General features: G+C 61.5%; 18 protein-coding genes. 11 read left to right on the forward strand and 7 right to left on the reverse strand.

Annotation, left to right across the window (positions count from 1 at the left end; genetic code table 11):
• The first annotated feature begins 9 nt into the window (after positions 1–9).
• Entirely contained in the window at positions 10–486 is a 477-nt protein-coding gene (locus tag L8K25_RS19420; protein WP_242140648.1) for a hypothetical protein, read from the forward strand.
• Between the two features lie 165 nt (positions 487–651).
• Here L8K25_RS19420 and L8K25_RS19425 read toward each other — a convergent pair whose 3' ends face one another.
• The 4 genes from L8K25_RS19425 to L8K25_RS19440 form a co-directional block, all read right to left on the reverse strand.
• Positions 652–2,490, reverse strand: coding sequence for a ParB/RepB/Spo0J family partition protein (locus tag L8K25_RS19425; RefSeq protein ID WP_242140649.1), 1,839 nt, complete (start codon positions 2,488–2,490; stop codon positions 652–654).
• Between the two features lie 42 nt (positions 2,491–2,532).
• The gene (locus L8K25_RS19430) at positions 2,533–2,724 is read right to left on the reverse strand and encodes a hypothetical protein (protein WP_126720324.1); all 192 of its coding nucleotides are present in this window, start codon (positions 2,722–2,724) and stop codon (positions 2,533–2,535) included.
• A gap of 431 nt (positions 2,725–3,155) precedes the next feature.
• Positions 3,156–4,178, reverse strand: coding sequence for an Abi family protein (locus tag L8K25_RS19435; protein ID WP_242140650.1), 1,023 nt, complete (start codon positions 4,176–4,178; stop codon positions 3,156–3,158).
• 239 nt (positions 4,179–4,417) lie between these two features.
• Positions 4,418–5,350 carry a zincin-like metallopeptidase domain-containing protein gene (locus L8K25_RS19440; protein ID WP_242140651.1) on the reverse strand — a complete coding sequence of 311 codons (933 nt, stop codon included), beginning with the start codon at positions 5,348–5,350 and terminating at the stop codon, positions 4,418–4,420.
• Positions 5,351–5,755: 405 nt separating this feature from the next.
• Between L8K25_RS19440 and L8K25_RS19445 the strand changes: the two genes are divergently transcribed.
• The 3 genes from L8K25_RS19445 (at position 5,756) to L8K25_RS19455 (ending at position 9,892) form a co-directional block, all read left to right on the forward strand.
• Positions 5,756–6,814 carry a hypothetical protein gene (locus L8K25_RS19445; protein WP_242140652.1) on the forward strand — a complete coding sequence of 353 codons (1,059 nt, stop codon included), beginning with the start codon at positions 5,756–5,758 and terminating at the stop codon, positions 6,812–6,814.
• 40 nt (positions 6,815–6,854) lie between these two features.
• Complete coding sequence (locus tag L8K25_RS19450; protein ID WP_242140653.1) at positions 6,855–8,591, forward strand: AAA family ATPase; 1,737 nt, start codon at positions 6,855–6,857, stop codon at positions 8,589–8,591.
• A gap of 605 nt (positions 8,592–9,196) precedes the next feature.
• The gene (locus L8K25_RS19455) at positions 9,197–9,892 is read left to right on the forward strand and encodes a hypothetical protein (RefSeq protein ID WP_242140654.1); all 696 of its coding nucleotides are present in this window, start codon (positions 9,197–9,199) and stop codon (positions 9,890–9,892) included.
• Here L8K25_RS19455 and L8K25_RS19460 read toward each other — a convergent pair.
• The 3 genes from L8K25_RS19460 to L8K25_RS19470 all read right to left on the reverse strand — a co-directional run bounded on the left by L8K25_RS19460 (position 9,783) and on the right by L8K25_RS19470 (position 12,830).
• A complete protein-coding gene (locus L8K25_RS19460; protein WP_242140655.1) occupies positions 9,783–11,093 on the reverse strand; it encodes a site-specific DNA-methyltransferase in 1,311 nt (436 codons plus the stop codon). The genes L8K25_RS19455 and L8K25_RS19460 overlap by 110 nt on opposite strands.
• 259 nt (positions 11,094–11,352) lie before the next feature.
• Positions 11,353–11,913, reverse strand: a complete 561-nt coding sequence (locus L8K25_RS19465; RefSeq protein ID WP_242140656.1) for a thermonuclease family protein — start codon at positions 11,911–11,913, stop codon at positions 11,353–11,355.
• A gap of 35 nt (positions 11,914–11,948) precedes the next feature.
• Complete coding sequence (locus tag L8K25_RS19470; protein WP_242140657.1) at positions 11,949–12,830, reverse strand: toprim domain-containing protein; 882 nt, start codon at positions 12,828–12,830, stop codon at positions 11,949–11,951.
• A 92-nt stretch (positions 12,831–12,922) separates the two neighbouring features.
• Here L8K25_RS19470 and L8K25_RS19475 point away from each other — a divergent pair, with 92 nt between their 5' ends.
• The 7 genes from L8K25_RS19475 (at position 12,923) to L8K25_RS19505 (ending at position 19,339) form a co-directional block, all read left to right on the forward strand.
• Positions 12,923–13,210, forward strand: coding sequence for a hypothetical protein (locus tag L8K25_RS19475; RefSeq protein WP_242140658.1), 288 nt, complete (start codon positions 12,923–12,925; stop codon positions 13,208–13,210).
• 148 nt (positions 13,211–13,358) lie between these two features.
• Positions 13,359–14,087: a lytic transglycosylase domain-containing protein gene (locus L8K25_RS19480; RefSeq protein ID WP_242140659.1), complete on the forward strand. Its 729-nt coding sequence runs from the start codon at positions 13,359–13,361 to the stop codon at positions 14,085–14,087.
• Entirely contained in the window at positions 14,084–14,449 is a 366-nt protein-coding gene (locus tag L8K25_RS19485; protein ID WP_242140660.1) for a TrbC/VirB2 family protein, read from the forward strand. Before L8K25_RS19480 ends, L8K25_RS19485 begins: the two co-directional genes overlap by 4 nt.
• 85 nt (positions 14,450–14,534) lie before the next feature.
• Positions 14,535–14,858 carry a VirB3 family type IV secretion system protein gene (locus tag L8K25_RS19490; RefSeq protein WP_128456002.1) on the forward strand — a complete coding sequence of 108 codons (324 nt, stop codon included), beginning with the start codon at positions 14,535–14,537 and terminating at the stop codon, positions 14,856–14,858.
• On the forward strand, positions 14,851–17,241 hold the full coding sequence (locus L8K25_RS19495) for a VirB4 family type IV secretion/conjugal transfer ATPase (RefSeq protein WP_242140661.1): 2,391 nt from the start codon (positions 14,851–14,853) through the stop codon (positions 17,239–17,241). The genes L8K25_RS19490 and L8K25_RS19495 overlap by 8 nt, the downstream gene beginning before the upstream one ends.
• A 30-nt stretch (positions 17,242–17,271) precedes the next feature.
• Positions 17,272–17,994, forward strand: a complete 723-nt coding sequence (locus L8K25_RS19500) for a type IV secretion system protein (protein WP_242140673.1) — start codon at positions 17,272–17,274, stop codon at positions 17,992–17,994.
• A 328-nt stretch (positions 17,995–18,322) separates the two neighbouring features.
• On the forward strand, positions 18,323–19,339 hold the full coding sequence (locus L8K25_RS19505; protein WP_242140662.1) for a type IV secretion system protein: 1,017 nt from the start codon (positions 18,323–18,325) through the stop codon (positions 19,337–19,339).
• Positions 19,340–19,625: the final 286 nt, after the last annotated feature.

Below are 19,625 nucleotides of genomic sequence, written 5' to 3' on the forward strand. Positions count from 1 at the left end.
AATCCGGCGATGCCGATCATGCCGGAACATCGCTGGCTCTACCCGATCGATTGGCCCGAGCTGTCTCGGCTGATCCGGTTCTGCCGCGCCAAGGGTCGGTGCGAGCATTGCCGGCGTCCGCATGGCGCCCGCGTCTTCCACCTCGGCGACGGTCGCTGGTGGGACACCGATCACCGGCATTGGCGGGACGGGAGGGGACGGCGCATCCGCGTACCGGATCGCGATGTCGCGGCGATCGTCCGCACCACGCGGGTGTATATCGCGTGCGCGCATCTGAACCACGATCCCGGCGACAACGCGCCGCGCAACCTCGCCGCGCTTTGCCAGCGATGCCACATGATGCACGATGCTGCCGAGCATCGGCGCCGGCGCTGGCTCAACGCCTATCGGCGCCGCGCATTGGGCGATCTGCTCGCAAAACTCGATCGACTACCGCCCCTGACTGCGGCCGAAGCGGGATTCTCCCGCCCGTTGCGCCTTTCGTGAAGTCGCTACGGCGCCGCCCGGCCTTGGTCGGGCGGCGCCCGCGGGCCTGAAAGGGCAGCGGGCGCGCCAGTCCGCCAGGGCTGGCGCGCCGGCGACGGGGGCCGCTGCTCACGCGATACGGAGAAGAGATTGGGGTCCGATTGTCACCGGACCCCGATCCTGCGTTTATGCCATCTGGTCGTCCATCATGTCCTCGTGCTCGATGTCATCGGCATCCGCCTCGGAGTCGAAGCCATCGGCATCAACCTCGCTGCGGTCGAACGCGCCGATCTTCATCGGGGCGGGAAGCCAACCGGCGGGCAACCGCTCGGACACGTTGACAGCAAGATCGGCCTTTTTCTTGATGGTCGAGCAATTTTCCGCGCTGGCCGCACCTACCTCGTCGCGCAGCAAGTCGATCAGGGCAGCGCGGCGCATCTTGTCGAACAGCCCGATAGGGGCGGTCCAGCGTGCGGCGATGTTCACACCGCTCGCGCGTGCGATCTGCTCGAAATGGTGGTGGCGCTGGCCGGGAGCACCGCCCGCGAACACCGTGCCGTCGACCATCATCGCGACAAGCCCGGCGAGCAACGCCATCTTGTCATCGCTCGCCATGCCCCGAATTGCCTCGAACCGACCTTCGGTCGGGATCGACGCGAAGCGTGTCGCCATCGCGTCCTCGACGGCAAGAACGTCGCTGGTCGCCATCAACTCGTCCGGAACGTCGGTGGTGACGGTCTTGGCCTGAACCTCCAACGCCATCTGGAAGCTGTGCGCGCCGTGGAGCAATTGGCCTGCAAGGGTGTCGAGCATGATGTCGAGCGCCAGTGCCGGGTCGGCCGCAACCGCCTCCTGCACGATCCGCGTCTTGATGCGCGTGAGGTCGGCGAACAGGCTGTTGGCGTAGAGCGGCGTCGGGCCGTCACGGGTCGTCTTGGGCTTGGGTTCGGCCTTCGCCCGGTAGAAGCTCTTGCCGAGCGATCCGTCGCGCGACACCCAGAGCGCCACGCCGCCTACGGCCACCTGCTCGCGGGTAAAGGCGCGCAAGCCCTCGGTGATCGCGTCGCGCTCGTCGGACAGCGGCTCGATCCGTTCGCTGTCTTCGCCCTCGGCCTGTGCGATGGCGTCGATCTCGGCATCGATGGCGGCAAGCCGCTCCGCTTCGGCTTCGGTCGGCTCGCGGGTGGCGGGGTACATGCTGCCCTTCATGTAGAGGTCGTAAGGGCGTTCCGGTTCGGCGCGGACCTCGTGCCACCCGACGGCGCGATACTCGTCTGCGAGTGTGTCCAGCTTCTCTTCTGCCAGTTCCTGCACAAGCTCGGGCTGGTCGGCAAAGCCCTCCGATCCTTCGGAGAACAGGTCCACGGTGACGGTGCCGCCCTTGGCCTCGTAGGCTTCCCGCCCGACAAACAGGAACGCGCCGCTGGTGGTGTCCACCTTCTCGGTGGTGAGCATCCGGCGGATGGTGTGGGCTTGGCCGTTCGCCGCCTTGCAGACCTTCACTTGAGTGTCGTGATCGTCGGTGAGGGTGAGCGCGCGCGCCGCCTCAAGGCTCAACTGGTCCTTGGCGATCAGGTCGATCAGCGCCGGGGCAAGCGCGGACAGGCGGAGCATCTTGTAGACGAAGCTGACCGCCTGACCGAACCGGGCGGCAATGTCCTCGGCGTCCATCCCTGTGTCGCGGAGGGCCGCGAAGGCACGGATGCTGTCGGCGGGGTGCATATCCTCGCGCTGGAAGTTCTCGGCCAGCGACAATTCAATGGCTTCTTCCTTGGTCCGCAACTCGACCGGGAAAGTATCGCTGCTCTTGATCCGCTTGCGCTTCCCGAGGATTTTGAGCGCACGATAGCGCCGCCCTCCGGCGAAGACCCACAACAGTCCATCGTCCTCATAGGCGACGAGGTTCTGCAACAGGCCATGTGCCTCGATGTCGTCGGCCATCGCCTCGACGGCAGATGGTTTCACGCGGCGCTGGTTGAGCGGGGAAAGGCGAAGCTGGGCGAGCTTGGGATGGATGATAGCCATGATGATACTCCAATCTGATGTGTTGTGATGCTGGGGGAGGGGTCAGCCTTCGAGGCTTGCGAGTTCGTCGAACTCGGCCGAGGCGCGCTGCGCGCTGCCGCCTGCGTAGGTGACGCCGGTGCGTGGATAGAAGAACACGCGCTCGCCCTTGCGATAGGGGGTGCCGTCCGCGCTGGTGCCGGGGGATTTCGCCCGTTTCCAGTACGGGTCGCCGGTGTATCGAGTGTAAGCCATTGTCCTTTCTCCTTCTTTCGAGGCGCAGCCGGTTGCCGCTGCAACCGGATCTGCCTCTCCGGCGAGGAGCGGGATGGGGAAGGAGGAGCTAAATCGATGGCCTGGCGCGGGCAGGCCGCCCTAGCGCGGCCGACGCCTACCAGGCGTCGGGTGCCGCGCTTGGCGGACCACACGGGGCTGTCGATTTTGCTTCGGGAACGAAAGGGCAGCAGCCCTTGGTGTTCCCCGCGCCGGCGGGCCTCCGGGGGAGGGCTGCGGCGCTCTACGGGCTAAGTGCCGCGCATCGGCGCGGGGCCATAGGTGTGCCACGTGGCACACCTCACGCGAGGATCGTCACCCGTATGGGCCGAGACGCCGGCACGGTGGCTCGGTCGGCGCGCATGCGCCGATAGAGCCGTGCCCGGCAGGGTCGCGCCCGCACGCCGCTTAGATCAGGCCCAGATCGCTTCTGCGTCCCAGCCGGCCAAGAACCCGCCCTGGATGGGACTTGCGAACGGCATCGCCGGGAACGCTTGCCAGTGCGCCTTCATCCGTGACGGCCAGGATGTCCCGGGATTGATCCGCCTGACGAAGTAGCTGGCAACGGCTGCGGCACCATAGACACGCGTACGCCGCTCCAGGTCGCTACCGATATGCACGAGCTGCGGTGCTTCGAACGGCTTGGGCACCAGTGGCTGATTGATGATGCCTGCGTTCCACAGACGGGCATGATGCGCGCTGATGTTGCGCACGAAGGCGAGCGTCTTGATCCAGCTCACCAGCGTGTTGGGAAGAAGGCCGTAACGCTTGGCGATGGCGGCACGATCGTTGGGATGCGCCATCTCGAGCAACCAGGATAGGGTTCCGAAATCCCATGCCTCGACCGCCATCCAGATCGGCACGGGCGGACTGTAGGTGGCGTAGAACTCCTTGATCCAGTCGTCCTTGGAGCGGGTGATCGCCCCATCGGCCTTGGCGAGCCAATTCTGGTGCCGGGTCCCCCCTCCAGGCATCGCCTGGTTGGCACGATGGGTGTCGAGAAAGGCAGGCGAGCGGTGGGCGCACGGGTCGCGTTTGCCCATGGCGTGTGCGAGATCCACGCGCAGCGCGACCTCGATCCGCTCGATCGCGTCGAGGAAGAGGAGGCGGAGCTGCTTGTCGAACAGGTAAAGATCAACCGCGTGGCGGAACTCGGCACCTGCCTGGAACTGCTCGGTGCGGATGGTCAGCGTCGCGTCGGCGGGATCGGGGACGAGCTGCTGGAACGGCTGCCAATAGGGCGTGAGGCGGCCATAGCCGATCCGCTGCAGGTGGAGGACGGCCCTGGCCTGATCGGTCACGACCAAGCCGCGCTGCATGAGAAGAGCGAGCTGGTCGGCGAAACTGAGATGGGGTTTGGTGTAGGGCGGAAGCATCCGGCCCAGATATGAAGAAGGCCGCCCCTTGATGCCAGCGGCAACAGAGGGGACGGCCATGTTGCGTCCGATATATGCGTGGGCGCATGAGGATTCAATTAAAAGTTGAAAGCCGGTCAACCGCTGCTCGCGTGTCGCCCCCTTCGCCATAGGGCCGCGATCCGTGCCAGCGGATCATCGGCGCCGCAGGCGCCGGCGCCGGTCACGACAGGGAGCGGCGCGGCCCGGCCCACCCCGGCAATCGCTCCGCTATATGCCCTCGCCCTCCAACCCGCGCCATGGCCGGAGGGCAGGAGCGGTTATGCAGCTTCTTCCATTTCGACCGCGTTCTCCGCACCCATCCGGCTCAAAAGCCAGTCGGCCGCGGCCTGCGCCTGCGTGGCGGCGGTGAAGATGCATCGCTTGTCGTTGCGTAGCGCCTGTAGCCAGCTCGCCAGATAGGCGGCGTGATCCTCGCGGTCGTGGAGCTTGATGCCGATCGCGCCGCTGACGAACGCCGCCCCTAGCTCCGCGACCAGTTCCTCCCGGGCATAGTCCTCGCGCTTGGTCGAAAGCAGCGTGGGACGAGCAAGCCGATCGCAATGGCCGGTCGCGTGGCAAAGCTCGTGGGCGAGGGTCGAGTAATAGGCATCGCTGGTGTGAAAGTCGGCAAACTCCGGCATGACGACATGATCGCCACTCGGTTGATAATAGGGCTGCGAGCCATGGTGCCGGACGGTAACGGGAACGCGCCCGAACAGTGCATCTAGTTCGGCGTCGCGCTCGTCCGGGTTGGTGGCGGTGATGATCAGCGCGGGGGTGGGATATTTCGCTTCTATGCCGTCGATCTGCTCGGCATTGAACACGGTGTAGCGCTTGAGGAACGCGACCTCCCGCTTGCCATCCTCGCCCCGCTTACCGGCCTGATCGCCCTTGGCGTCGTCCACCACGATCTTGTTGGCATACACGACCGTCGAACCCTTCTCGCCCTTGCGGACGCATCCACCGAGCGCGATGGCCTGCTTGAAGGTGAGCCAGTGCGGGGAAGCGTAGCCCTTCGTCATCGCCGCGACCCACAAGGTCAGGACATTGATCCCGCGATAGGGAACGCCGGTCGAGCGCAACGGGATGCTGGGGGCGGTACTGCCGTTCCACGATTTCGACCAAGGCCGGGTGCCCGCCTCGATCATGGCGATCATCTGGTCGGTGATTTCCTGATAGACGTCGGGACGATTGTCGGTGATCCGTGCCATGATTTTTCCTTTCCTTTGAGGCTGAAAGCCGGTCGCAACAGCAACCGGCTCTGCCTTTCCGGCGAGGAACGGGATGGGGAGGGAGGGCGAGAATCTGACCACTGGCGCGGGCGAGCCGCATTAGCGCGGCCGACGCCTACGGGGCGTCGGGTGCCGCGCTTTGCGGATTACTCGGGTGGTCTGATTGTCGTTCGGGAACGAAAGGGCAGCCGCCCTTGGTGTTCCCCGCGCTGCTTGGCCTCCGGGGGGAGGGCAGCGGGGCTAACGGATCTGCGTCGCGCCGTAGGCGGGACTCTACCCGCACTTAGCTCAGTGCGGTCAAGACTGGCGTCACCTACGGCCAGGTGGCTATGAGAGTAACGCCATCCGGCAACATATATCGATCAGGATCAGGACCAAGCGGGAATGGCGCGACTCTCAAAGGCAACCCTGCTTCGGAATATGGTCGGCGCGCTGGCATCAGCCGGATGGCAGGTTGAGGTTCTGAGCGAGCGCAACGTCCATCCTATGCTCGTCGTGATTCGTCGTGACGATATCGTCCATCGGCTACGCATCTACATCTGGAACCTAACCCATGGCGGCGGCGCAGCACGGCCAAAGCATGAGTATCGCATCCAAGTTACCAGCGGGGTAACTCGGTTCGAGCAAATGACCGGCGAACATACGCTGATCTTGGGATGGAGCGAGGAGTTCGGCGTCTTCGCAGCGTTCGACTTTGACCGTCACGCCCAACCGCTCGGGTCGTCGCCCTCGCTACAAATCAGCAGCGCGGCGCTACAAACGGGTCAAGAACAAGGAATAGCGGCGCGCGAGAAGGGCAACAGAGAAATCGCTATAGCGGCGCGATCTGAGTTTATGAGCGATTACATTGAGCATCGTGCATTATTACATAACGCCGCTCAGGCTCAGCAGATCGTCGATCGCATCCGCGCCGATCACTTCGCGGTGTCGAAAGATAATCCTCTTACAGCCCAGTTCGACGCGACACTTGCCAAGATATCGGCCGGGAAGTCTGAAAGGCTTGGGTCGAGAGAAGAAAGCGAACAGCGGAACGTCGTAATAGAACGCTTGGATCGGCTGGAGAAAGAACTTGATATCCTTCGTCAGCGCCCAGGAATGATGGGTCATAATCAGCCTCCCGAAGATCAGCAGATTGAAGATGAGACAGCGCTCATCGCAGCGTCCCGTGACATCAGAGACGAGCTTCAAAAGGACCAGCCATCGGTACGTAGAGTAGCTGAAAAGGGCCGATTTCTCGCACGTGTCGCCGGGCTTTGGCGAAAGGCAAAAAGTGAAGGCAAGAAGGCTGCCGGAGTAGCCGTCGAGAAGGTCCGCGAGCGCGCCGTTGAGGCGACGATCGGAACGGCCGTAACCGGCGGGACCTTGCTCCACAACGAGATCGGGACCACGCTCCATGCGGCAGCTTCAAGCGTGGCAACATGGCTGAATTTGATTTTCGGCTGAGCGATCCGCAAAAGCCTATCACTATAATTATGAGGCCAGCGTGGCATACGAGACCGACTTCTATTCTTGGTTCAGTACCTTCCTCAAAGACGAGGGCCTGCAATTCTCGAAGTCTGGCTTTAAAGGCGGCAGTTCGCTCGGCAAACATGAGATTGACGAGGAAGAGGGCAACTGGAGCAATATGAACTACAGTGGCGGCAAGCCGCCGCGCTGGCTCTTCCAAGTCAATGCAACAAGCGACCCGATTAAGGCCCGTTACCCAGACAAGGTCGACGTCATTGGTCTTGGCGGATCGAATACCGCACAAGGAGATAAGGCAGGACTCGCGGTTCGGGTACTCCCCCTTATCAAAAGCGACGCTGGCTACGAGCCGCGACCCGAATTTGAAGCAAATGCGATCTTCGTTTTCCATGGTGCGCTCAGCGCAGGATCATCGTCCGACTCGTTCAGCTTCAACCGGAAAACGGGCGAATTGTATCGAATGGGAGAACCGCAGCCCTATATTTTTGCGGCACTTCTCGGCATCCACGAGCCTGCCGAATACATCGAAGTGGATACTGACGGAGAGACACATCAGCTTCTTTACGAAGCCATGATGGACGCAATCAGCGCCGCGGTGTCAGTGCGGTTCAAAGGAGACGATCTTCATCCAATCGAGTTCTTTGACCTGGCCGATGAAGACGGCTTGGAACGCCTCAAGGACGCTGTCGAACTTGCATGGCAATCAGCCGGCCCGGCTACGCCTCCATCGACTGAAAATGGGGATAACGTGGCGACCGATCCTTACGATGTTGACGAGCCCGTTGACCTGAGCGCCATTACCATCCCTGAAGATGGCGATCTGCTCGGCATCGATCCAGCGGTTTATCGGCAGATCAACGCCGCTTTGCGCTCTGGCAAACAGCACCTCATGTTTTACGGGCCGCCAGGCACTGGGAAAACCTCCATCGCGAGATGGGTTGCCTCGTCTCTCTCACAGGAATGGACATTGATCACCGGCTCGGCCGATTGGTCGTCTCAAGACATCATAGGTGGTTATCAACCTATCGGTGGAGGTGAGATCGGGTTCGTGCCTGGCGTGCTGCTCAAAGCGTTCGATCAGCCTCTCATCATCGATGAGCTCAATCGCTGTGACATCGACAAGGTACTTGGTCCGTTGTTTACGGTGCTCAGCGGCCAAGAGAGTACACTTCCCTATCGGGTTGATGTGTCAGACAAGGATAGCCCGCAGTATTCGATATTGCCCCGTCCTGCAACATCGGTTGAAAGCTACCAATTTGCGCCGTCTCACGATTGGCGACTGATTGCTACTATTAACTCCATCGACAAAGCAGCGTTATACCAAATGAGTTACGCACTAACTCGGCGGTTTGGCTGGATATTCGTTGACGTTCCAGCCGATCTTACTGGCTTTGTCCGCGCATATATTCAAAAGACGGACCTTGCAAAGCCTGGTTCGACAGATGCCAGCTGCCCGTTGGGAGAAATCTGGACGGGGGTCAACGCCGTGCGTGTGATCGGCCCCGCGCCGATCATAGACATGATCAAGGCTATGATTTCGCTAGATCCTGACATCGACTTTATGACCCTTCCTAGCTCCGATCAGGTAGTTACCTACATCGACGCCATAAGCATGTTCATCCTGCCGATGTTGGATGGAATCCTCGCGCAAGAAGCGGAACAGATCGCTACCGCGATCATCAACGCATTAGGGGTCGAGCCAACCGAAGCCGCGGCCGAACTGATTGAGCGTCTGATGCGGGGTGCTGCTGTATAATGGCGGCCGACCCTGGCGAGGTCACGGATTACATTAGCGGACTGCTTTTGCGGTATTTCAAGCCTGCGATCGGCGCTGGCGTGTCTAAGCCAAAGCTGACGTTCGCGCGTGATCGAGATCTGCTGCTCCTGTATTGGAGTATATCGCCGACAGTTCGGGCATTATGCACATACGTGATAACTCATCGTCATGAGACGGCGAGCTTCCTCACCACGCGCCGTCGCTTTGATAACGCCGCAATTCGTGGCCGAATTGATGCGAGAGCAACAGTCACTGAGCGACTGGTGTCAGGCGACTCAGCGCGTCACGTTTTCCACGAGCCCGTTCGATCCGTGTCGACCGGCCCGAATTACGTGCTTGCTTGGGTAATCCGGCAGGCGGTTCAGATATCCGATCGCTTCCTAGCCATGCTCCCCATCAGTGCAAGCTACCGCAGCCATGTTGAGACCTCCGTGAGCGACCTCGGGGCTGTCAAGCGGATCGAGGCTCTCCGGGCAATCATGAGCGAAATTCACGTCAGTAGACGACCATCGGCTCAGGCGCTCCGGGAAGCGGCTCGATCGCGGAAGCAGACATATGTTCTAGCATACCGAGCATATCAGGAATTGATCGCGATCGAAGCCGGTGACGCTTCAGCGATCGAGCGGCTGCTCGGTGCGACGCTATTAGCCCCAGCCGAAACCTGGCGCCGGTTCGAACTTGCGGTAGGACTAGCGATTGCAAGCGCGCTGGAAACAGCCTTGTCGATGCCGCTCGAACTTAGCTTACTTGCATCCGACACTGGGAAACCGATAGCCACGGTGGGTCGGCTTGAGGTCTTCTGGCAAGCCAAGACTGACTTCCACGTCTACCCTGTCCTTGAGCCTAGCGAGAACGTCTCAAAACAAATGCTTGCACAATACGGGATGAGGTATGACTCCGACAGACCAGATTTGGTCGTGGTCGATACCAACGCTGCAGAAGTATTAGCAGTAGTAGAGGCAAAGTTCTTTACTGTTGAAGGCGAAGACGCGCGAGACCGATTGCGCGAGGCTCTTCATCAGGTTGTTCGCTACGCCCGCGCGTACCGAACCGACATGGTCGATGTTCAGTCGCTCTTATCGACGTCCGTTATCGCTTTAGCGAACAAGCCTACTTTACCCGATGACGAGGGCATGATCGCGCCAGTCGTCATCGGGTTCGACGACGTCCTTAGCCCGCGGCGGCTCGTCGCTTGGGCGAAGCAGTGGGAGGCGCCTTCGCTGGCACAGGCGCCTTCGCTGCCACAGGCGCCTTCACTGCCGCCTTCTTCCCTGATTTGATCTCCGGCGGACGGGTCTGCCCGCCATTCTCGAACAGATTTACCTGGTCGTCGTCGATTGGAACCGCACAGGGCTGATGAATCGTATATGGGACACTACGGTCACGAGGTAGCGGGGGTGCGGAGGGTGAGAACCGGGCTACCGCGCCCTTCAGATAATCCTCTGATAACTCCGTGCACACCCACTTGCGTTTCAGGGTTTCTGCCACCGCACCCGTAACGCATGACCCGCCAAAGGGGTCGACTACTAAATCACCAGGGTTTGTTAGAAATCGAATAAAATATTCTGGAAGTTGAGAAGGAAATCTAGCCGGGTGAATGTCCAAATCTTTCTCCCTGCAAAAGTCCTGATACGATCCGTTCGACTCCGTGTTAGCAATGGCAAGAAGGTTAGGCGGCACCGATCCGCCGTTATCCTTGCTAAATTTGTCCGAGATAAAGTGACCTGATGGACGGAGTTTCGAGGTGTATCCATCGCGCAGAAGGCCCTTCATCGAAGCACTGTACGGTGCGAGGATCCGCCTGTTGCTTGCTTTCGGCCACGGCGTTAGCGACAGCCACCATACGGTATTAACCGCATCTTTGACCCGGACTCGACGCACGTTCACCCATTCCGCAGGAGTAGGGAGCTTTGACGGGTTCCACCAGTAATGCTCTTGGCAAAGATGGAAGCCAAACTCTTCACAAAGCATGATCAGCAATTTAAAGTGATAAAGGCTTCGCGTTGGCTGCCCTGGCTTCCAGGCACCGCCAATATCAATGACTAGGCTGCCGTTGTCCTTTAGAATCCTTCGGAACCCAGCAGCGAACGGCCTGAACCATTCGCAATACTGCTCGGCATCCTCATTGCCATAGCTTTTCTTTCTAACCAGCCCGAAGGGTGGGGACGTCATTATAAGGTCGACGCTTTTGGGTTTGGCAACACTGTGGAGATAGGAAAGAGCGTTACCATGAAGCATCGACCCGTACTCGGTCCGTTTGAACTCCCGCACCATCGAGGCAGGATAATCCGCGGCCGTTTCGGCTTCGAGGGTCCCGGGCAACAGTGCGCGGTTCGTCTGGGTATGAAGGTGACGGACGTAGTCGCTGATCGTGTCAAAGCCTAGGTCAGTCGCTGCGCGGGTCATAGCGTCGCGTTCATCGGCGGTGAGGCGGACCGTGGTCGTTTTATCCCGTGGGTTCTCGGCTTTGGGGCGGGACATCAAGCATTCCTTATTGCAACACGCTTACTCCCTAGCTCACGGGTTTTCGCGTTACAACATGGAATGATCTCCGTTCGGCGCATCTTGCTGATTGGAGATATTAGCGTCGTATCTTGACGTGCCACGTGGCACACCTTCTGATGATCGCCCCAAGGTGGGCAGCATCAGCCTAGCCGTTCGTCACCCGGATTGGGAAAACCTGCGAGCGGGATCTCGCGGCGCCGCGTGCCCGAGCCGCAGAGGCCGAAGGCAGCCCTGCCTACTGCTTAATCGTCCCGACCGCGCATCCGTCCGGCACCGTCGCCCGTTCGATTGCGAGCTGCCGCATCCTTTCGTAGTCGACTCCCCACAAGCCCGCCCGCTGTGCTGCGGCCTTCTGCATCAGACCGACATAGGCCCCACCGGAGAACATCCGGTAGTCGACCGCATAGCCCTGAGCAACCATCGAGGCACCGACACTCGCCTTGTTCGCAGGGAAGCGACACGCCAAATTCAACCGGCCGTAGCTTTTGGGATCCGTCCGGCACTGATTTTCACGCCGCAATGCATAATCGAACATCGATACCGAGCAGTCCAATCCACCGTCGCGCGCTGCCAGGCGCTGCAACGCATCCGTCGCTATCGCTTTGAGCTGCGGCCGATCATCATCCGGTGCATCGATACCGACGATCCGCACCCGGCCATTTGGGAACTCGACCGTATCTCCGTCGATGACCGTCGGCGTCGGCGAGATGAGATGCGTCTTCGCCGCTTCCGCAAGCTGCTCCTTGTTGTGCGATATCGAGTAGATCGCGACGACCACGAAGGTCGCGCCCATCATCCACTTCTGATGACGTGGCACGCTCGGAAAGAGCTTCATATCGTGCGTATTTCGCGCAGGAGATCGTTCCAGTCGCCTGCATGGGGCGGCAACTTGCTGACGAGTTGGCGGCCGTTGGCCGTCAAGTGCGGGGTGGCGCGCTCAATCGCGCGCGCCGCCTCGCCCCCATGCTGGCTGTAGATGACGACGGTGTGGATGCTCTCGGGGATAGCGATGGCCTGATATCGCTCGATCCCCAGCACCGGCCAGACGAACTGGCCGTCGCCGAGCATGTTCATCACGCTAGCGGCGTCCTCAACGCCTTCAGCGAGCCGCAGGATGCCGTCGACGGGGATGCCGCCCCAGCGTACCGCACCGCAGCCGGGATTGCCCAGCATCCGCTTGGGCTCGGCCATATCGGCTTTGCTGCGCCCGTCGGGGGACAGGAAGGTGCGATGGATCGCGATGACGCCGGTATCTTCCTCGATCGGCACGATCAGCGCCGGGGCGAACGCCTTGGCGGCACCCGCACCGCATTGGCAGCGCGGATCGAACCTGCCGACTACACCGGTAGGTACGATCGCGCGCGATCGAAGATAGCGATCGGCGAGCGTCCCGGCGAAAGGCTCGGCATGGCGCCAAACGGCAAGGGCGACCTTGTTGAGGTCCGACTTGCTCTCCTGTCGTGTGCCGGGATCGTGATCGGTGGGAGCAAGTATCCTGCCGGATCGCAGCGCCGCCATGATCGCGTCGGCGGTACAGCCGGCGAAGCAATGGAACAGGACGGCACGCTCGCCGACGCGGACGGACAGGCTCGCCGTGCTGTCGGCGTGCGCCGGACAACGACACATCGCCGATGCGCCATGCCATTTTCCGCCGAGCTGGCGAACGATGCGGTCGGCCTGTTCCTCGATCGTGGCGGTCTGACGTCCGGCCATCTAAGACACCCCCTCGTTGGAGAGGCATACTTGCTACCGGGGGCTGCCGCAAATCACCAGCGAAAAGGCATATAATCGCTTTGGGGAATCGAATGGAATTGGAGCTGATACTTGAGCGCGAGCTGACGACGATGCGACCGCCTGGCGGAGCCCTGACCGACGTACACGTGTGCCAGCGTGACTCCGGTCAGTGGTATATCAACGTCCGCGTGAGCTGGCGCGGCACTGCGCTCTACCACGTCGGCCTTTACGACAAAAAGCGTATCCGACTGTATAAGAAGGCTTCCTCTGCCATTCGTCACATCGTTTTGGGCTATGGCTATGATGAGGTGATCCACGTCCACCCCTGCGCCGACGTGCACGACGAGAAGGCATTCTAACGCGATAGACCGAAAGGTTCATTGTGAAGCTTTGGTCATTTTCCAGCTAGGCAGCGACAAAAACGGGATTTAGACTGTTTTCACGCAGGAGTGAAAGCATGCGAAATCGCTTGCCCGTGTCCAGAAGGCTAATCGCCTCGGATGGCGCGTGGGCGAAGTCGGGAGTTCCTCTAGTCTCCTCGAATTCGGTGCGGTGATGACGCTCCCGGCCGCAGTCGTCATGGGTCTCGCCGCGCAATGCGCGCCGAATGTTGCACCCATGACCATCGCGGCGATCGTCCAGACGGAAAGCCAGGGCTTTGATCTGGCGATCAACGTCAACGGCCTCGGCCGAAAGGTGGCGCAGCCGACGAGCGTCGCACAAGCGATCGAGATCGGCCGCAGCTACGTGGCACAGGGCTACTCGGTCGACCTTGGCCTAGGCCAGATCAACTCGCGGAACATGAAGGCCCTCGGACTGACGTGGGACACCGTGTTCGATCCCTGCACAAACATCGCCGCGGCCGGGGCAGTGATCGCGGGCAACTATCACAAGGTCAGCGCCGGGCTTCATCCCGAACGGGCGCTGCGTATCGCCTTGTCCATGTACAACACCGGGTCGCAGTCGCGTGGCTTTGCGAACGGCTATGTCGGCCGTGTGGTCGGGAATGCCGGCATCTCCGACGGTATCCGACCAGTAGCGGTCAGGATCGCGGCGCTGACGCCCGCCGACGCCGGCAAGCCTGCGAGCGCAGCAGCGCAGCTCGCCGACCTCGTGGCAGAAAACACGTCCGAAGCGGGGCAGCGGCTGGCCGCCCCAATCCCACCGCCGCCATCGTGGGACGTGTTCGCGACGGCAGCTTACGCGCGAGCTCGCGCAGGAGGAGAAGACCGATGAACCTCGTATCGCTCGGCGCGCCGGCGCTTGCCCTTCGCTCGCATGTCACGGCCCGCGTGACGGCCATGACACCGCGGCAACGCAAGGTTGGCCGTCTCCTGACGCTGTTTGGTCTGGTGGCGCTTACATCGCTGCTCTCGGCCGAGCCGGCGTTCGCACAGAGCAACCTCGAAGGGTTCGGCACGAAGGTGCTGGGTCTGCTGAGCAACGGCTTGTTGCGCACGATCGCGATCATTGCGCTCATCGCGGCCGGGCTCGGGTGGCTGACGGGTCGCGTCAACACTGGCGCGCTCGTCACCGTCGTCATCGGCATCGCGATCATCTTCTCGGCGCCGTGGATCGTGGACCAGATCGCCGGCTGACGTTGCCGGGGGCGGGCTGCTCTGCGCGGCCCGCCTCCGCCTGTATCGAGTGGAGTATGTAGGCGTGGAAGAGGACCGGGAGTTGATGGCACGCAATCCGCTGTTCCTGGCGGTGACGCGGCCTGCGCTGTTCGCCGGCGTGCCGATCGAGGCGGCGGTGGTCGTGCTGCTCGCCTCGGTCATCACGCTGATCGGGACGTCCAATCCCGTCTATGGTGCGGTCGTCGCCGCGGTGATGTTTGGCCTGTCGCGCCTCATCGTGCGCCATGACGTCAACGCCTTCCGGCTGATCTTCCTGTGGGGCCGCACCAAGGCGGCCAACCGCAACCGCGTATTCTGGGGCGGGTCGAGCTACACTCCGCTCCCCCTCAAGGGCATCAAGCGCAAGGGGTTCGGCCGCAATGGCTAAGGCAAACCGCCTTTCCGATCAGGTGCCGATGAAAATCGCACTGAAGGAAGTGCTGCCGACCAAGTTCCTGCCATATGCGCGCCACGTCACCGACGAGGTGGTGGCACTCGATTCTGGCGCGATCATGCTGACGTTCGAGCTGCAGGGCCGTGCCTTTGAGACGGCCGACGTCCGCGATCTGAACGACTGGCACGCGAAACTCAACGTGATGCTGCGCAACCTCCACGACGATCGCCTGTCGATCTGGACGCATCTCGTCCGGTCGAGGGTGGAGCAATATCCGGGCGGCAACTTCCGCTCGCGCTTCGCCCGCGACCTCGATGCCGCCTACTTCGCGCGGATGAACAAGGAGCGGATGTTCATCAACCGCTTCTTCGTGACGCTGGTGCTGCGCCCGTCGATCCACGGCGCGGACAAGCTCGTCCAGATCTTCAAGAACAAGACGAGGGCGAACACGGAAGCCGACGCGATCGACGCCGACCTGCTGGAGGCACTGGAGGACAAGGCGCGCGATTTCGAGCGGCTGATGGATCGCTGCTCGCCGCGTCGACTGGCGATCTACGGTCACAACGGCCTCAAGTTTTCCGAGACAATGGAGGTGGCGGAGATGGTGATGACGGGCCGGCATCGCCGCGTTCCCGTCATCCGCGGCCACCTGGGGAGTGCGCTGTACCGCCAGCGGGTGATCTTCGGTGGTGAGACGGTCGAGGTCCGTGACGCCGATCGCAGCGCCTTCGGTGGCATTTTCGGCATCCGCGAGTATCCGGCGTTCACAACCCCGCGGCAGTTCGAGTCCTTGCTGGCGGTCGATTTCAGCTTCGTGCTGACGCAATCCTTCACCTTCCTCGGTCGCGCCGCGGCGTCCGAACGGTTCCGGCTGCGGCAGAAGCAGATGGAGAATGCTGAGGATCGGGCCGTCAGCCAGATGCTCGATCTCGTCGACGCAGCGGACGATCTCATGTCCAACCGCTTCGTCCTCGGCGACCACCATTTCACGCTCGCGGTCTATGCGGAATCGCTCAAGGGCCTGCGCGACAATATGTCGATCGCTCGCGCCGCGCTCGCTGATACCGGCATGGTCGCTGCCCGCGAGGGGGCGGCGTTAGAGGCCGCCTATTGGAGTCAGCTCGTCGGCAATTTCGCGTGGCGAGCGCGGCCCGCACCGATCACGTCGCTCAACTTCGCGGCGTTCTCGCCTTTCCATACCTACCCGGCTGGGCTCGCGACCGGCAATCACTGGGGTGACGCGATTGCGCTGATGAAGACGAGCGCGCGAAGCCCCTATTTCTTCAGCTTCCACAAGCGGGACATCGGACACACGCTGATCGTCGGCCCGACCGGGGGCGGCAAGACGGTCATCGTCAACTTCCTCATGGCGCAGGCCGAGAAGACCGGCGCGCGACAGATCTTCATCGACAAGGATCGCGGCGCGCAGATCTTCGTGCTGGCGTCGGGCGGCACGTACCTGACACTCGCCAATGGCGTACCGACGGGCTTTGCGCCGCTCAAAGCGCTGGAAAACACTGCGGAGGATCGGTCCTGGTTGTCGCTGTTTGTGCGGCAGCTCGTCAGGGCGGAAGGTCGCCCGATCACGGTTCAGGACGAGCGCCTGATCGACGAGGGGATCGCTTCCGTGATGCGCCTTCCCCGCGAGGATCGATCGTTCGACGCGCTCCGCACGATGCTCGGCATGGCGGATGCTGGTGGCATCGGGGCGCGGCTCGAGAAGTGGACGACGCGCGGTTCGATGGGGTGGGTTTTCGACAACCCGTCGGACGAGCTGACGCTGGATGCGCGGTTCATTGGCTTCGACATGACGGACTTCCTCGACAATGCCGAGGTCCGGGCGCCGCTTATGCTCTACCTGTTCCATCGGATCGACAAGCTGTTGACCGGCGAGCGCACGATCATCGCGATCGACGAGTTCTGGAAAGCCCTCCAGGACGAGGCGTTCCGGGGCTTCGCACAGGACGGTCTCAAGACATTCCGCAAGCGCAACGCGATGATGGTGTTCGCCACGCAATCCCCAGCGGACGCGCTCAAGAGCGATATTGCACACTCGATCCTCGAACAGGTCGCGACACAGATCATGCTGCCGAACCCAAAGGGATCGCGGCGCGATTACGTCGAAGGGTTCTCTCTGACGGACGCCGAATACCAGCTCATCCGCGAAGATCTGTCGCCGGAGTCCCGCAAATTTCTCGTGAAGCAGGGCCATGACAGTGTCGTGGTCGAATTGGACCTGACCGGCCTCGATGACGAGCTGGCGGTGTTGTCCGGCCGTGCCGAGACAACGCCGATCGCCGTCGAGACCGCCGCAGAGTTCGGTCCCGATCCGGCGGCCTGGCTGCCGATCTTCCACCAACGTCGACGCCCAAGCTGAAGGAGGAGAAGGAACATGCGTAGCGTGAAAATGACCGCCCGCCTGTTGGTCGGGATTGCCCTGTTGAGTACGAGCGCCGCGCACGCGCAGCTTGGCGGGATCGTGTTCGATCCGCGGGCTTTCGCTCAGCAGTTGCAGCAGCTCGAGCAGGCGCGGCAGCAGGTTCTAGCCGCCAAGACGCAGGTCGATCAGGGTTTGCAGCAGATCGCGCAGGCAAAGCAGCTCTACCAGAGCGTGAACGACGCGACCAACATCAGCAACATCGCCAACAGGCTGAAGTCGGACGCGCTGCGGACGAGCAACGTGTCGTCCTCGAACCTCGACGGGTTCACGAGCGGGAACCTCGATGTCGTGGGTGGCCTGCGCGGCAAGGCGAACGAGGTCTATCGAGACCTGATGGGTCGCGTCCCGGCAGACGCAAGTGATGCGAGCCGCTCGGCCGCGGAGCAGGGTGCGCGCGAGGCAGCGGTGACGACCGGTCTGGCCGGTAACGTTGGCGACTCCGTTACGAGCAGACGGCAGGGTCTAGAGGAGCTGCGTAGCCGCTTCGCGACCGCCACCACGGCGTCAGAGCGGGCCGATATGTCGGCCCGGCTCCAGCTCGAGCAGGCCCAGATGATGAACGATCAGATGGCCTTGCAGGCGGTGGATATCCAGCGCCGCGCAAAAGCCGAGGCGGATTACCAACGTTACCTCGCGTTTCAACAAGGTGAAACGAGCAAGCTCCTCAAGGAAGCAGGAGCCAACCCGTGATCGCCTCTCGCCTACTGATAACGGCGTGTCTCGCTCTTGCCGCTTGCGGGTCCGAGGGATCGTCATCCCAAGCCGGCGATCTACGTTCAGACTTTCCGCTGCAAACGGCGGATTACTACGTCCAGAACGCCGGCGAGCTGGCGAAGATGGATGGCATCTGCACTGCGTGGAAGGGGTCACAACGGCCACCTCTATCCTGGCCATCTGTGGTGGTGAGCAATTGCAATAACGTCGACGCTGCTAAAGGCATCCTAGTCCGTAAAACCGAACAGGATAAATTGCTTAAAGAGGCCGGCAACTAAACGCCAGAACGTCTTGGGAGCGGTCAATGGGTTTCAACATCTATACGCAGATGTTCAATCTTTTGGACGGTGCTTTAGCGGGCGTTATCGCGACCTACGCTGGGATTGTTAGTTGGATATCCGGGCCTCTGCGTGTCGGAGTGACGATCTATATCATACTTCTTGGTTTCGCTATTCTGCGGGGCGCCGTCGAGTACCCGTTTCGCGAGTTCGTCTACCGTGGGTTGAAGTTGGCCGCACTCGTCTTTGCCGTAACCACACTTTATGGTGCTTCCGTCGGCCTTCTTGCGATGAATGGCCTACCGCGTGAGGTTGCAAACGCCGTTGGCGCTACGGACGTGAATGGCCTTGGCGGCTTCTTTGACGGTATTCTGAAGACGTCGGCTCGCGCCATCGCCAAAATCGATCAAATAATTTACATACACACGCAGATGGCAGGAAAGAACCTGCTTGGTATTCCGAATAACTGGGATGAAATAATTGCTAGCAAGATAATAGAGGTTATTATCATGCTAGCGGCTCTTCTCGCTTCGGCTATTGGCTTTTCGATCTGTGCATTCGCACTGTTTGCGCTGGCATTGCTCGCAGCGGTTGGGCCGCTCTTCGTCGCCGCACTCCTCTTCGACTCAACGCGATCGTTCTTTTTTCAATGGCTCGGGAGCGTGGTGAATTACGTCATCCTCGTTGCCTTTGCGCTGCTAGTGACCGTCTTCATTGCCAACGCTGCCAATACGTTCATTGATGCAATCACCACCGACGATTCCCTCATCTTGGCATCGGTGAAGGCCCTTGGCTTCTACGCACTAGGGTTTTTCTTCTTTCTGCAAATCCCGAGCATGGCGGCGGGGTTGGGCGGAGGCGGCGCATCACTGGCGACGCAGTTTGCCAATGCGGCAACTGGCAACATCGCGCCAATGGCTGGCCGCGCATGGTCGGGCGCTCCGCAGCGCGCGATGGACCGCTTCCGGCGCAGCCGCGGCAGCGGGTCCGATAACGGCGGGGGTGGCGCCCGTGGCGGGTCGCTGACTCGCACCAATTACTAGGAGCATCGGCATGAAGTTCGCACCCTTTCTAGCCATGGTTGCAACCATCGCGATGATCCCGACCATGCCGGGGGCTGCCGCGAAGGAGAACAAGCTCCCTCGCTGCACCGGTAAGCATCTGCGGCCAGCAAACCTCTACGGAACGGTCCTCCCGACCATTCCTGATCGCGGGCTCACGCCTCCAGCGCCGGTCAGCAGCGGAGGTGTGCCACGTGGCACACCTAGCCCGCAGGGAGCAGCACCAGCCGCCCCGATACCTTCGCCGACCACCAACCTCTTCCCGCCC

This window comes from Sphingomonas sp. TREG-RG-20F-R18-01 (assembly GCF_022662475.1).
In the GTDB taxonomy this organism is placed as follows: Bacteria; Pseudomonadota; Alphaproteobacteria; order Sphingomonadales; family Sphingomonadaceae; genus Sphingomonas.